The organism is Flavobacterium sp. TC780 (assembly GCF_056783245.1).
The window spans coordinates 26,246-40,644 of the sequence record NZ_JBXBAV010000153.1; the positions used below are offsets into that span (position 1 = coordinate 26,246).

Below are 14,399 nucleotides of genomic sequence, written 5' to 3' on the forward strand. Positions count from 1 at the left end.
CAAAACAAGAAATTTAAATGTTTATTAATTAACAAACATTTAAAACCTTATAACTTATATTGCACTACGAATTAAAATAGAAAACGTTACTTTTGTGCGTTATTTAAGAACAAAAATTAAACAATGGATATAGTTATCAAGCTTTCTCAATTTTTATTGAGTTTATCATTACTTATTATTCTTCACGAATTAGGGCATTTTATCCCTGCAAAATTATTTAAAACAAGAGTCGAAAAGTTCTATTTGTTTTTTGATGTAAAATATTCTCTTCTAAAAAAGAAAATTGGCGAAACCGAATACGGAATCGGATGGTTACCTCTAGGTGGTTATGTAAAAATCTCTGGAATGATCGACGAAAGTATGGATAAGGAACAAATGGCTTTACCGCCACAACCATGGGAGTTCCGTTCGAAACCAGCTTGGCAGCGTTTAATTATTATGTTAGGTGGAGTTACTGTAAACTTTATTCTTGCATTTATTATTTATATAGGAATGGCTTTTGCTTATGGCGAAACTTATGTTGCCAATGCCGACATAAAAGATGGTCTTTCGATTGAAAATCCTGTTATGGTTAAAGCTGGTTTTAAAACTGGCGATAAAATTCTTGCTATAGACGGTAAAAAAGTAGCCAATTTTGACAATCAATTAAACATGGATTTAGTGATGTCTAAGCAAGTTCTTATTGATAGAAATGGCGTTGAGCAAACTATCAACATGCCAAATGATCTTGTTGACCAATTATCAAAGCATGAAAAAAGTCCGCTTGTTTCTATAAGAATGCCATTTGTAATTGGAAATATTGCTGCAGAGTCTCCAAACAAAGAATTACAACCAAAAGATTTGGTTATTTCTCTTAACGGTCAAAAAGTAAAATATTATGACGAAGTAAAAACAATACTAGAAACTAATAAAGGAAAAACAATTCCTGCCGTAGTTTTAAGAGACCAAAAAGAGACTCCTGTTACTGCTATTGTTACAAAAGAAGGAAAACTTGGTGTAAATGTTGGTACTCTAGGAATGGATTCGTTAGAGAAATTAGGTTACTATAAAGTGAGCACTAAAGAATTCGGTTTCCTTGAATCGATTCCTGTTGGGATTGAAAAAGGGAAAGATCAATTAGTTGGTTATGGTAAACAATTAAAAATGATTTTTAATCCAGAAACTAAAGCATACAAACAAGTAGGTGGTTTTGCGGCTATTTACAACATTTTCCCTAGTACTTGGAGCTGGGAAGTGTTCTGGTCTATCACTGCACTTTTGTCAATTATGCTTGGAGTTATGAATTTATTGCCAATTCCTGCACTTGATGGTGGTCATGTGATGTTTTTATTATACGAAATCATTAGTGGCAAAAAACCGAGCGATAAATTCCTAGAAAATGCGCAAATGGTTGGCTTTGTCTTACTTATCTCATTGCTTTTGTTTGCTAATGGTAACGACATTTATAAAGCAATTGTTGGGAAGTAAAAAAAATAAATAAAAAGTGCGAAAAAATTTTTTAGAAACGAAAAAACCTTCTATATTTGCACTCGCTAAAAGAAACAACAACTTCCTCCTTAGCTCAGTTGGTTAGAGCATCTGACTGTTAATCAGAGAAGTTATTGGTTCGAGCCCAAGAGGGGGAGCAACTTTTTTTTAGCAAACATATTTACCTTTAAGGTGATTCCTTCTTAGCTCAGTTGGTTAGAGCATCTGACTGTTAATCAGAGGGTCCTTGGTTCGAGCCCAAGAGAGGGAGCAAAAAGACTATCAGAAATGATGGTCTTTTTTTGTTTACATCACACCTATTCTTTAAACGCAAAGGAAAGCGCAAGGATTTACGGGATCAGGTGCAAAAGTTGGGATGGGTGCAAAAGTTGGGTATTAGGCAAAAAGATTAGACAATCTGAATAAAAAGAAATCTACATTTCTCACTCCCCTAAATTGAGATCTAAATGCTTTTATTTTAGCGTTAAAAGATTCAACTGAAGCATTAGTGCTTAATATTATCAAAATAGCTTAAGATTGACTGATAATTAACGAATCAACATCAAAACCTGTGGAGCTGCAGAAATTAAGCAACTATATTAGTTAGCTAAAAGGAAAACTCAATATTTCTTACTCGTATAAGTCTAAATACTTTTATTTTAGTATTGAACGATTCCGCTGAAGTATTAGAATCTATGATTGATTTACTTTTTCATGCCTTTTTATTAGCTTAACAAAACCAATGATTATATCTTTTGTGTTTTCGAAGATATTTCGATTCTTGGGGTAGTTATATCCTTTAAATATCAGGAGAGGATTAAAATATTAGTTAGCCACAAAATCCTCTGCAACATTAAGCAATCACTAAATTCATGCACACCACAGCGGTTTTATTGTTTTTTTTTATGAAAAATAGTACAAAATAATTTGTTTATTTCATTTGTAGTTATATATTCGTATAAAATTAATTACAAATCCTCACTGACTTCATAATAAGAAGCAAATCAAAAAATACTTTATTTAGTACAAAAGAAGAATTCTAACTCATTTTAAAAATATCTCTTTTTCTGTTCATACTAGTCAAACAAAATAGAGAGAGTTCTAAAAAAAATTAGACTTCAATTATTTTTATTATAGCATTTAAAGCAATTTTAAAATTTGAAGCCTCGAAGGAGAATCTGACTTTGATTTCGAATAAAAAGTAAGCTTCCATAGTAAAGAGTAAGAATCTTTAATATAGGATAGATTATAGAAATTCAGGTTTTTTCTGATGTCAAATAAAACACAGACCGATAATGATAAAAAAAACAATGCTTTTATTGCTTTTAGCAATAACAATAAATTCATGTATGGAAAAAAAGTATGAGTGGTCAGCAAGTATTTCTGCACCAAGAGAGTATCCTGTAGAAGTGTACACAGGAGCAGCAGGAGGTTATTTTTTTAGCCAAATGGGAGGATTTAGTAACACTGGTTGGGGAGGCGGAGTAGGCGACAACAGCATAAAGGCTACTTTACCCGAGAATCTCGATATGACATGGTTGTCGTATATCGATAATAAATTTTATACTGGCGAGTGGAAACTCCCTACAGAAAAAATACAACAGCTATTTGATGAGGGTTTTCATTCCAGACCAGACTCTGATTCGGAAAGAGATAACTACAGTATCATAAAAATAGGCCTTGCCCCAAAAGGAATGGTGGTAGTTTGGGTTATGGGAGCAGGACACCAAGTTGAAGTAGCTCGATTTCAGGCTCATGAAACCATTATAGACCCAAAACTCATTAGTGAAGACGAAAGGTATATGTTTAGAAATGGTTATAGTCAACATAGACTGGAAAACAATTTTGTAATATCTAAAGACATTCGAGAACAGATCGAGCAATACGGTTACCCACTACCAGAAGTTTATGAGGAGTATCGTGAAAAATTCAACTGGAAACCAAAAGTGATCTTACCCGAAGGCAGTAAAATAACTTCAATGTATATTAAAATGTGTAACGGAGAAATGGAAGACCCTTATGATTTGCCCATAGATCAAAAAAACAGAGCAATTCCTTTTTCTTTTCAAATTTTCTGGTCTGTAGGCAGTGGTAAACAAGAACGAAAGCTTGTTTCTAGAATAGCTTTTACAAACGATAAAGAATATTGGGCTAAATACCTTGAAGGTGGAGAAAATGAAATTCCAGTAGATTTTGATAAAAATAAAATTAGAAAACTATTTAAAGAAGATCTTGATAAAAATAAGATCATAGAAATGGTTATAAAAATTAATCCTAATGTTGAAATAAAATGAGAGCGAGTTACTGATTTATATTTAGAACAAGATGGAAAACGATATGAGATAAAAGAAAAGGTAACAAGAACAGGTAAATACGAATAATTATGAGCGTTATATTTGGGCATTATACGCCACCTAAAAAAGAAGATGAAGCTACGGAACTAGTCATCGGTATTTTTTTTGCCAATAAAATATAGAACAATAATGATAAAAAAAACAATGATTTTATTGCTTTTAGCAATAACAATAAATTCATGTATGGAAAAAAAGTATGAGTGGTCAGCAAATATTGCTGCACCAAGAGAATATCCTGTAGAAGTGTACACAGGAGCAGTTGGAGGTTATTTTTTTAGCCAAATGGGAGGATTTCGTAACTCTGGTTGGGGCGGCACAGGTAGTATAAATTTTATTAAAGCGCCCTTACCTAATAAGCTTGATATGACATGGTTGTCGTATGTTGATGATAAATTTTATACAGGCGAATGGAACTCCCTACAGAAAAAATACAACAGCTATTTGATGAGGGTTTTTATGCTAAAAGAGGAGAAGAAGGAGTAACAGAGCCTTATAAATATATAAAAATTGGCTTAGCTCCAAAAGGAATGGTAGTAGTTTGGGTTGCCGGAAATGGAAAACAAGTTGAAGTAGCTCGATTTCAGGCTCATGAAACGACTATAAACCCAAAACTCATCAGTAAAGATGAGAAGTATATGTTTAGAAATGGTTATAGTCAACATAGACTGGAAAATAATTTTGTTATATCTAAAGACGTTCGAGAACAGATCAAGCAATATGGTTATCCTGCGCCAGAGGTTTATGAGGACTATCGTGAAAAATACAATTGGAAACCCAGAGTAATTTTACCTGAAGGCAGTAAAATAACTTCAATATATATTAAAATGTGTAACGGAGAAATTGAAAATCCGTATGATAGACCAATAGAGCTAAAAAATAGAGCAATTCCTTTTTCTTTCGAAATATTCTGGTCTGTAGGCAGTGGTAAACAAGAACAAGAGTTTGTTTCTTAGAATAGCTTGTACCACGATAAAGAATATTGGGCAAAGTATCTTGAAGGTGGAGAGGATGAAATTCCGGTAGATTTTGATAAAAATAAAATTAGAAAATTGTTTAAAGAAGATCTTGATAAAAATAAGGCTGTGGAATTGGTTATAAAAATTGATCCTAATGTTGAGATAAAATCAGAGCGAGTTACTGATTTGTATTTAGAACAAGATGGAAAACGATATGAGATAAAAGAAAAGGTAACACGAACTGGTAAATACGAATAATTATGAATGTTATATTCGGACATTATACGCCACCTAAAAAAAAGACAAAGTTAGGAAACTAACCATCGGCATTTTTTCTGATGTCAAATAAAACACAGACCGATAATGATAAAAAAAACAATGCTTTTATTGCTTTTAGCAATAACAATAAATTCATGTATGGAAAAAAAGTATGAGTGGTCAGCAAGTATTTCTGCACCAAGAGAATATCCTGTAGAAGTGTACACAGGAGCAGCAGGAGGTTATTTTTTTAGCCAAATGGGAGGATTTAGTAATTCTGGCTGGGGTGGCTGGGGTAGTATAGATTTTATAAAAGCGGCCTTGCCAGATAGGCTTGATATGACATGGTTATCGTATGTCGATGATAAATTTTATACAGGCGAATGGAAACTCCCTACAGAAAAAATACAACAGCTATTTGATGAGGGTTTTTATGCTAAAAGAGGAGAAGAAGCAGAAACAGAGCCTTATAAATATATAAAAATTGGATTTGCTCCAAAAGGAATGGTAGTAGTTTGGGTTGCCGGAATTACAAAACAAGTTGAAGTAGCTCGATTTCAGGCTCATGAAACCATTATAGACCCGAAACTTATTAGCAAAGACGAGAAGTATATGTTTAAAGAGGACTATGCGAAAAGGGCTCTAACTTACGATGGTACTATATCTAAAGACATTCGAGAACAAATTAGACAATATGGTTACCCACCACCAGAGGTTTATGAGGAGTATCGTGAAAAATACAACTGGAAACCAAAAGTGATCTTACCCGAAGGTAGCAAAATAACCTCAATGTATATTAAAATGTGTAACGGAGAAATGGAAGACCCTTATGATAGACCAATAGACCAAAAAAACAGGGCAATTCCTTTCTCTTTTCAAATATTCTGGTCTGTAGGCAGTGGTAAACAAAAACAAGAGTTTGTTTCTAGAATAGCTTTTACACACGATAAAGAATATTGGGCAAAATATCTTGAAGGATGGAGAAAATGAAATTCCTGTCGATTTTGATAAAAATCAAATTAGAAAATTGTTTAAAGAAGATCTTGATAAAAATAAGATTACAGAAATGGTTATAAAAATTAATCCTAATGTTGAAATAAAATCAGAGCGAGTTACTGATTTATATTTAGAACAAGATGGAAAACGATATGAGATAAAAGAAAAGGTAACAAGAACAGGTAAATACGAATAATTATGAGCGTTATATTCGGACATTATACGCCACCTAAAAAAAAAGACAAAGTTAGGAAACTAACCATCGGCATTTTTTCTGATGTCAAATAAAACACAGACCGATAATGATAAAAAAAACAATGCTTTTATTGCTTTTAGCAATAACAATAAATTCATGTATGGAAAAAAAGTATGAGTGGTCAGCAAGTATTTCTGCACCAAGAGAATATCCCGTAGAAGTGTACACTGGAGCAGCAGGAGGTTACTTTTTTAGCCAAATGGGAGGATTTAGTAATTCTGGCTGGGGTGGCTGGGGTAGTGTAGATTTTATAAAAGCGCCCTTACCTGATAAGCTTGATATGACATGGTTGTCGTATGTTGATGATAAATTTTATACAGGCGAATGGAAACTCCCTACAGAAAAAATACAACAGCTATTTGATGAAGGTTTTTATGCTAAAAGAGGGCAAGAAACAGAAACAGAGCCTTATAAATATATAAAAATTGGATTTGCTCCAAAAGGAATGGTAGTAGTTTGGGTTGCTGGAATTAGTAGACAAGTTGAAGTAGCTCGATTTCAGGCTCATGAAACAATTATTAACCCCAAACTTATTAGCAAAGATGAGAAGTATATGTTTAGAAATGGTTATAGTCAACATAGATTGGAAAACAATTTTGTAATATCTAAAGACATTCGAGAACAAATCAAGCAATACGGTTACCCACCACCAGAGGTTTATGAGGACTATCGTGAAAAATACAACTGGAAACCAAAAGTGATCTTACCCGAAGGCAGTAAAATAACTTCAATGTATATTAAAATGTGTAACGGAGAAATGGAAGACCCGTATGATTTACCTATTGAGCTAAAAAACAGAGCAATTCCTTTCTCTTTTCAAATATTCTGGTCTGTAGGCAGTGGTAAACAAAAACAAGAGTTTGTTTCTAGAATAGCTTTTACAAACGATAAAGAATATTGGGCTAAATACCTTGAAGGTGGAGAAAATGAAATTCCAGTAGATTTTGATAAAAATCAAATTAGAAAATTGTTTAAAGAAGATCTTGATAAAAATAAGGCTACAGAAATGGTTATAAAAATTGATCCAACAAAAGGAGATGATGATAAATGGGTAACTAATTTTTACATAGAGCAATTTGAGAAAAAATATAATTTAAACCAAATCTGTCAAGATTCGGGTAAATACGAATAGTTATGAGCGTTATATTTGGACATTATACTCCTCCTAAAAAAAAAGACAAAGTTACGGAACTAACCATCGGTATTTTTTTTGATGGTACCAATAACAATAAAAACAACACCAATGCCAAAGAATATTATGATAAAAGGGCTAGAGGTGAAAAATTAACGCCTGAAGAAACTATTTCTGCAGAGGCGTATAGAAAAAATGGTGAAAACGCCCCAAGTAGCAGTTATCATAATGCTTGGTCTAATGTAGGACGGCTTCATGATGCTTATCCTACAAAACTAGCTGTATATGTTGATGGTATTGGTACGGAGGCGGAAAAAGGAGATTCGCCATTAGGGGCTGGTTTCGGAACAGGATTTATTACCAGTGGTACAGGTATATTAGGAAAAGTACAAGAAGGCTGTAAAAAGTTAGCTGAGAAAGTAATTGAAGAAAGTAAAAACAGTAAAATAAAAATACTTAATTTAGACGTATTTGGTTTTAGTCGAGGTGCAGCAGCAGCTCGAGTTTTTTTGGATGAAATTGAGAAAAAATCAGATCTATCGGCTGTTAAATTTAAAAATAAAAGAGGTTATTTTGGGTATTATTTAGCCAAAGACAATATCACAATTGATGTGGTAAGAGTTCGTTTTCTAGGTCTTTTTGATACTGTATCTTCTTACTCGAAAGGAATAAGTATGAATCCGAATTTTGATAATGATGAAACCGAAATAGAACTAAACAATCTATCTCGGGCAAAAACAGTCATGCACTTTACCGCTACTGATGAGCATAGAGCCAATTTTTCGCTTACTAAAACAAGAGTTGGAAAGAAAGAAAATTCCAGGTGTGCATTCTGATGTTGGCGGAAGTTATAATGATGGCGTTGAACTAGTAAAGGTTATTGAGAAAAATTTTAAGGACGAACTAAAAGAATTTTCAAAGAAACTGATAGCAGAGTCTTGGTATTTAGAGAACCAATTAGAGGTTTCTTTTTTTGGACCAAAGCACGAACTTAAAGGTACACGAGAGTTAAGCAAAAACTACAGTTACATTCCGCTGCATTTTATGGCAGAATTTGCCATGACAACACAAAAAGTACCTTTTGATGATGTTAAATTGGAAATTGATAAATATAGCATTACTAACGATGCCTTGCTTATGCGAGTAAAAAAGCGTTTGCGAGAGTATGTTTTAGGTGATGGTGAGCCTTACACATTTAAGTGGTTTGGAGCAATTCATGAAAAGTATAAAGGGATAAAAGCTGGTGATAAACAATTTGTAGCTTACCAGCAAGAGTTACAAGAGCAAAAAGATTTGCGAAAACTCCGTAATGAATACTTACATTGGTCTGCAGACAATGGATCTCTCGGTATGAAACCAGCAAAAGATAGGATACGTGAAAATTTATAAATTATCCAATCAACAAAATTTGTAAAAACAGAAAAGTAATAATAAAAAATGACTATCCTTTAATCGTAGCGATAAATGGACAATAACAACAAAGAACACAATCCTGATAGTTATCGAAATTCGCAAAGTTCGCAAAGCCTGATCGATAAGCTTTGCGAACTTTGCGCTTTTAAACTTTGCGGGCTTTGCGGTAAAAAAAACGGCTCAACTTTATAACTTCACGATTAAACCAAAATTAAGCCCCACAACAAACAAAATTAAGCTTCAAGAACTCTAACACAAGCTTCTTCTATTTGCGCATCAGAGAACGGCTCAAGTGCCTTTACCAACATCTTACATGTTTTGATACAACCTATCATTTTAGTTCGCAGATCGAGGTCATCACCAAGTTCTGTTTTGAGGATATCTTCAAAAATTTCCGCTAAATAATCTGGTTGATCTCTAAACTCTCCTTCGAACCAAAGTTCTGAAAGGAATTTTGCTACAGCTACCATTACCTCATCATGATGCGATACAGTATAATTTTCTTTTTGCATATTTATATTTTTTGCTTTTAAATACTACTTGTCCGAAAAATTGTATTTTTGTTTAACAAATTGCAATTAAACAATAAATTATACTGCTTCAAAACATTCAAAATTGTATCCAACCAAGACAAGCTTGTGTTTTACCATGCAGATAATTTATCAAGAATTTTAAATATCTTTGAACCATGAGCACAGTAACAAAACCAAAACATATGGAAGAAATATAAGCCGAATCAGAGAGCTTAGAGGAATGAAACAAGAAGCACTTGCAATAGCAATTGGCATAAGCCAGCAATCTATTTCTAATATTGAAGGAAGCGAAATTGTTGATGACGAAAAACTTCAAAAAATCGCTGAAGTATTAGGAGTTTCAGCTGAAGCAATTAAAAACTTTTCAGATGAAGCAGTTTTAAACATTATAGGAAATACATTGCATGATGGCAGTTTTATTAATGGAAATGCATACAACTGCACATTCAATCCTCTTGACAAAGTTGTAGAACTTTATGAGCGTTTGGTTTTGGCTGAAAAAGAGAAAGTGGAGTATTTAGAAAAGTTGTTGAAAGAGAAGTAAGATTCTTTTTTTGAGAAAATGAATTAGTAAGAAGAAAATTCTAACTAAAAAAAACTATCATTCTCGTGATAGTCTTTTTTGTTTGTACAACTTGTGAGCATGATTATTTTTAAAAATTGATTTATTCCAAACTTCTAAGTAAAGCATTTTCATCTTCCCATTTGGCTTCTGACAAAAATTTATTTCTAAGATCTTTAAAAATAAGTGAAACATTCGGATGAGTAAATTTAGTCTCTTCAATTAGAAAATTAAAAAAAATCGCTTTAGACCTCTCAATATCACCTCCTTCAAAAACGCTTCTAGAAGTAAGCCCTAAATTATTTGAAATTTGCATTCTAAAAGCACTTTTAAATTCTTCTGTTCCTATTTCTTCTATCACATCATAAATTTCAACTGGAAAGCCTTTATTTTCTTTTATGCTGATAGGATATTTTGCAAGCAACCTTCCTAAAGAATTATCCGTAACCTCAACTCTATAGCTTTTTGAAGCAAGCCTTCGTACTTCATTTATCCATTTTTTTAACACTTCTAAGTTCAAACAACCATTTTCTTGCATTGAAGGGATAACATTAAAGAGTCAAAAACTTCCCATCCAGCGCTAAGTATTTGCTTATAAATAGGATCACTTTTTATTTTTTGATTTTCTGCTTCCCTAAGTTCATCTTCATTTGGTAAATAAACCTGACTCAATATTCCAAAATATTCCTCTGGATTTTGAGCCATAAGCTTATACAAATTTTTTGGTTTTGGATGATATGATCCACGACCTGTGAAAATAAAAATAAATTTCATTTCAATTTTTGCAGCTCTTTCTAAATCATAATCAGACTTTAAATACAATAAATCTAAAAGGTTTTTAAAATGGCTGTGGTCAAAATGGGACGAATCATCAAACTCCGCAAGAGATATTTTTCAAGATTAATTAGAATTTCTTCTGAAGTCAGACTATCTTTATGCACATAAGCACCCCAGCCTAATGTATTCAGAAATGTTATAAGCTTGTTATATTCATGCAATTTGCCCAACGCATAAAAAAGCTCTTCCTTACTTTCTGTATATAAAAACCCTTGTTGAGATTTCCAATACAATTCAGTAATCTCATCCCTTTTTAAATCTGAAATAAATCTCCACAAATCAATCTTACCTCGTAATGAATTTAGAAATTTTACTATGCCTTGTAGAGACAATCCTAATTCTATTAGATTTACTAAAACCTCAGTTTGCTTTTGTTGGCTTGTTTTATTTTCAGAAACTCGAATAAACTCTTTTGCCAGATTAACATGCTTTTCTTCAGTTGATTCAATTTGTTTATATATGCTATATTTGTCCTGCACACTTAATTTATCTGATACTGCAAGTACATATCCATAAAGATATGGATGTTCTGTTTTAATAGCCAATTCAAAAATTCCATCTATTTTAGATTTATCAATAATACCTTCAACAAATTGCAATCTCCTTAATAAAATTTCTTCATCATGTTTTCTGAAATCCTCACTTTGTCTCCCTTCAATAAATTCCGGATGATGCTCTTCAAATAAATATGCCTCATTTAATATATCATTTGACTTAAATTTAATTGCAGTATTTTCTATTTTACAAAGAATATCACCCGGTAAAGTCCAATGAGCTGTTGGATAACTTTTATGTCTTCCTATGAATTTTCTAAACTTATGATAAATTTCATCTTTATCTTTGTTACGAAATACCAAACTTGATTCTATCACACTCAACGCTTTATCTAATTTGTCCCATTCAATATCATCTAACAAATCTATAAGAGACAGTATTCTTTTAATATTACCTTCAGACATTTCAACGATGTTATCAAAACAAAAACCTCGCATGTAATAAACTTCACCTTGAGTTACTTGTATTTTTCTAAGCTCAGAAAACAATTTCCATTTCGGTCTTGGTGTATGAAAAGCTGAATCATGTGTACTTCCTACTAAACTATATAAGAGTCCATAAAGTGCTTCAGGATATCTTTTTATAAGAATTTCTAAAATCTTTTTTCTGTCTTCTACTGGCGTATTTGTTTGCGGATACCAAGTTCTATATATACTTTGTAGATTACTGAATGGGGTATTAGATGTTGGCAATTTTTCTGGAGAAACTAAAATAATTTCAATAAGAGCAACTGAAACTCTCATAAGATGCTCAGGAAACCAAGCTAAAATATCAAGACACCATAAGAGAGGAGCTAAATCATTAGAAGTATGCAAAAACCCCTCTTGTACTTCAAAAAATGCACCAATAGATTTATTTTTTATTATCCTTTCCAAATTTCTCAAAAATACTTCTGGAGATGCTTCAGATAAAAGCATTAAATTACTAGACAGTGATCTCCATACCAATATATCCATTTCTAATATTTTCTGAACAATATTATCAACGTATAAAGAAACATTTGAAATAGAATTCACACCATAATCATTTCCAAATGCAGATATAACAACAAGTGATTCACATATACCTTCTTTTAATTTAGACGAATATTTTGATCTGTTTTGAGGCGTTTGATAATAATTACTTCTATTTTCTACAGGTAATGTATATTTATGTAGAATTTCATTCAATACAAGTGAGCAAACTTCCTGAAAGAATACAAAGTCATTTTGAGTTATATATTTCCCTAAATACAACCAAGTGTCAGTAGGAGACACTAATCTCCAAACTCTATTTATAAAATAAACAGGGGAATCCTCCATATTCAATAGAATTCTCAAAAACTGAAGGTATTCCGCAGAAGTTTTTCCACTTAGTTTTTCAATAATTTCAATATCACCATCTCTATCTTCTGCAAAACGATTTATTAAAAGTATTGGAATAATATCTTTGATATTACACTTTTCTATATATCTTGGTTTTGTTCTATCATCGAATTTTAATAATCGCTTCAGTACAGAAATATTTCGACCTGAACTTTTAGTAAGAATCCTAACCTGTTCAGAATCTATACCCATATTTTGTAGTCCTTTTTCAAAAGCATCTCTTGAAATTATTGGTAATTGGATTTTCTCTGATGAGCTTACTTCATCTGCAAGACTTATCGGAATTATTATCTTATGGGCTTTTTGGATAGCACTGCTTAAATCTATACTTTCTAATTTAAATTTAGCAACTATTATTAAAGGCTTATCTACCTGAATAAAAAGGTTAAAAGATTCTCTATTATCTATTACAACAATATTTGATTCTGACAAATCATTAAACACCTTAAAAACCGCTAAAGGAAATGCAACTGCTTCATCAATAGTAATAGATTTGATGTAAAGCACTTTCTCATTATTATTTAAAAACAACTTAACTTTTTCAGTTTCATTCAATCTACTATTCCCTAATAACATTTCAGGAATAATTTTCACAGTTTCATTTTCACTCCAAAGTTTCCAATATTCTTCTACAGTATAAATCCCTAATGTTGGTTTTTTCAATTTCTCAGCAAGCCATAATTCAACTGTTGGAGCTAATTCTAGCCATTGTTCAATATCAATTGCATCTAAATATCTAACATCTTTCCAAAAATTATCTTTTTTCTTTTCTCCAATCCATTTCTTTTTATCTCGATATTTTTTGCAATTCACATTAACATAAGTTACATCTGAAGGATTTTTATCTAAAGGATTTTGCTTTCTTTTTTCATAATCTTCATCGGCTTTCCCTTTTTTATTATTAGTAGTCCCAAACTCCCAAACACTTTCTCCTAAAGGTATAAATACTTTTTCGGACGTTGTTTCAAGTTCTCCATCATATCCTCCAGTTTGCACATCTTCTCCATAGGAAAATTGTATAGCTTTTATTTCTTTTAAATCAAGTGTAGCTAAAATTAATTTTCTAACAAGATGAGGCAAATTATATTTACAATCCACTCTATTAGCCCAATCCTCTAAATCATTTGTAGTTATAAATCTCATGTTTTTTTTATTGCAATTTAACAAAAAAAAGCGCTGCAAAACCTGCAGCGCTTTTTCTATATTTCTAAAATCGGAATAAACTTTAAACCCCTAATTTTTTAGCAATTTCAGCAGGTATTCCGCCTTTGTTTACCAATAGAGCAGTAGTTTTATACTTCACGAAGTTTTTGGTCACAAACAAGAAGCCTTTGTAGTCATTTGTTTCTCCCCAAGAATTTTTAACGATATAGTATTCTTTACCTGTTTGATCTTTGGCTAAACCAATAATATGCATTCCATGATCATCGGTTGTTGTATAATTATCAAAAGCAGTCTGACGCATTTCGGCAGTAATTTCAGGCTCTTCTTTTGGTCCATTAAACATGTTTGCTTTTTCATCTGCAGTCATGTCATCGAACTTTTTGTTCGCTACATAAGCAACTCCGTTTTTCCAGCTGAAGCTTTTTTCACTTACATCTGTAGCCCAAGCAACTGTATATCCTTTTTTCAAAGCATTGTCAATAACATCTGTCATGTCATTTACTAGGTGCTGCCTCCCTAACAACAGGAGCATGTATAACCTAGCAATACGTA

General features: G+C 32.2%; 14 protein-coding genes, 2 tRNA genes and 2 pseudogenes. 12 read left to right on the forward strand and 6 right to left on the reverse strand.

Going from position 1 to position 14,399, the window contains the following annotated elements:
- Nucleotides 1-123 precede the first annotated feature (123 nt).
- The 3 genes from rseP (at nucleotide 124) to AC1RYN_RS16905 (ending at nucleotide 1,738) form a co-directional block, all read left to right on the forward strand.
- Nucleotides 124-1,467, forward strand: a complete 1,344-nt coding sequence (gene rseP / locus AC1RYN_RS16895; protein WP_481807868.1) for an RIP metalloprotease RseP — start codon at nucleotides 124-126, stop codon at nucleotides 1,465-1,467.
- 83 nt (nucleotides 1,468-1,550) lie between these two features.
- A tRNA-Asn gene (locus tag AC1RYN_RS16900) sits at nucleotides 1,551-1,625 on the forward strand.
- 39 nt (nucleotides 1,626-1,664) lie between these two features.
- Nucleotides 1,665-1,738: transfer RNA gene (locus AC1RYN_RS16905), tRNA-Asn, on the forward strand.
- A 125-nt stretch (nucleotides 1,739-1,863) separates the two neighbouring features.
- Here the strand turns inward: AC1RYN_RS16905 and AC1RYN_RS16910 are convergent.
- Nucleotides 1,864-1,992, reverse strand: coding sequence for a transposase (locus AC1RYN_RS16910; protein ID WP_481807869.1), 129 nt, complete (start codon nucleotides 1,990-1,992; stop codon nucleotides 1,864-1,866).
- A 770-nt stretch (nucleotides 1,993-2,762) separates the two neighbouring features.
- On the opposite strand from AC1RYN_RS16910, the gene AC1RYN_RS16915 reads away from it, so the two are divergent.
- From AC1RYN_RS16915 to AC1RYN_RS16950, 8 genes and pseudogenes are all read left to right on the forward strand, one after another.
- Nucleotides 2,763-3,761: a DUF2931 family protein gene (locus tag AC1RYN_RS16915; protein WP_481807870.1), complete on the forward strand. Its 999-nt coding sequence runs from the start codon at nucleotides 2,763-2,765 to the stop codon at nucleotides 3,759-3,761.
- Between the two features lie 243 nt (nucleotides 3,762-4,004).
- A pseudogene (locus AC1RYN_RS16920) lies at nucleotides 4,005-4,774 on the forward strand (DUF2931 family protein).
- Between the two features lie 6 nt (nucleotides 4,775-4,780).
- Nucleotides 4,781-5,035: a hypothetical protein gene (locus tag AC1RYN_RS16925; RefSeq protein WP_481807871.1), complete on the forward strand. Its 255-nt coding sequence runs from the start codon at nucleotides 4,781-4,783 to the stop codon at nucleotides 5,033-5,035.
- 105 nt (nucleotides 5,036-5,140) lie between these two features.
- Complete coding sequence (locus tag AC1RYN_RS16930; RefSeq protein WP_481807872.1) at nucleotides 5,141-6,025, forward strand: DUF2931 family protein; 885 nt, start codon at nucleotides 5,141-5,143, stop codon at nucleotides 6,023-6,025.
- Nucleotides 6,006-6,227, forward strand: coding sequence for a hypothetical protein (locus tag AC1RYN_RS16935; protein WP_481807873.1), 222 nt, complete (start codon nucleotides 6,006-6,008; stop codon nucleotides 6,225-6,227). The genes AC1RYN_RS16930 and AC1RYN_RS16935 overlap by 20 nt, the downstream gene beginning before the upstream one ends.
- 106 nt (nucleotides 6,228-6,333) lie before the next feature.
- Entirely contained in the window at nucleotides 6,334-7,419 is a 1,086-nt protein-coding gene (locus AC1RYN_RS16940; RefSeq protein WP_481807874.1) for a DUF2931 family protein, read from the forward strand.
- A gap of 2 nt (nucleotides 7,420-7,421) precedes the next feature.
- Nucleotides 7,422-8,255 carry a phospholipase effector Tle1 domain-containing protein gene (locus AC1RYN_RS16945; protein WP_481807875.1) on the forward strand — a complete coding sequence of 278 codons (834 nt, stop codon included), beginning with the start codon at nucleotides 7,422-7,424 and terminating at the stop codon, nucleotides 8,253-8,255.
- The gene (locus tag AC1RYN_RS16950; RefSeq protein ID WP_481807876.1) at nucleotides 8,221-8,808 is read left to right on the forward strand and encodes a hypothetical protein; all 588 of its coding nucleotides are present in this window, start codon (nucleotides 8,221-8,223) and stop codon (nucleotides 8,806-8,808) included. The genes AC1RYN_RS16945 and AC1RYN_RS16950 overlap by 35 nt, the downstream gene beginning before the upstream one ends.
- A gap of 257 nt (nucleotides 8,809-9,065) precedes the next feature.
- On the opposite strand, the gene AC1RYN_RS16955 is transcribed toward AC1RYN_RS16950, so the two are convergent.
- The gene (locus AC1RYN_RS16955) at nucleotides 9,066-9,344 is read right to left on the reverse strand and encodes a hypothetical protein (RefSeq protein ID WP_129540209.1); all 279 of its coding nucleotides are present in this window, start codon (nucleotides 9,342-9,344) and stop codon (nucleotides 9,066-9,068) included.
- A 176-nt stretch (nucleotides 9,345-9,520) separates the two neighbouring features.
- On the opposite strand from AC1RYN_RS16955, the pseudogene AC1RYN_RS16960 reads away from it, so the two are divergent.
- Nucleotides 9,521-9,909, forward strand: a pseudogene (locus tag AC1RYN_RS16960) (helix-turn-helix domain-containing protein).
- Nucleotides 9,910-10,030: 121 nt separating this feature from the next.
- Here AC1RYN_RS16960 and AC1RYN_RS16965 read toward each other — a convergent pair.
- The 4 genes from AC1RYN_RS16965 to AC1RYN_RS16980 all read right to left on the reverse strand — a co-directional run.
- Nucleotides 10,031-10,465, reverse strand: coding sequence for a hypothetical protein (locus tag AC1RYN_RS16965; RefSeq protein WP_481807877.1), 435 nt, complete (start codon nucleotides 10,463-10,465; stop codon nucleotides 10,031-10,033).
- Entirely contained in the window at nucleotides 10,444-10,701 is a 258-nt protein-coding gene (locus tag AC1RYN_RS16970; RefSeq protein WP_481807878.1) for a hypothetical protein, read from the reverse strand. Before AC1RYN_RS16970 ends, AC1RYN_RS16965 begins: the two co-directional genes overlap by 22 nt.
- Before the next feature lie 53 nt (nucleotides 10,702-10,754).
- Complete coding sequence (locus AC1RYN_RS16975) at nucleotides 10,755-13,826, reverse strand: hypothetical protein (RefSeq protein WP_481807879.1); 3,072 nt, start codon at nucleotides 13,824-13,826, stop codon at nucleotides 10,755-10,757.
- 82 nt (nucleotides 13,827-13,908) lie between these two features.
- On the reverse strand, nucleotides 13,909-14,399 hold a 491-nt coding region (locus tag AC1RYN_RS16980), incomplete at its 5' end, for a C1 family peptidase (RefSeq protein WP_481807880.1).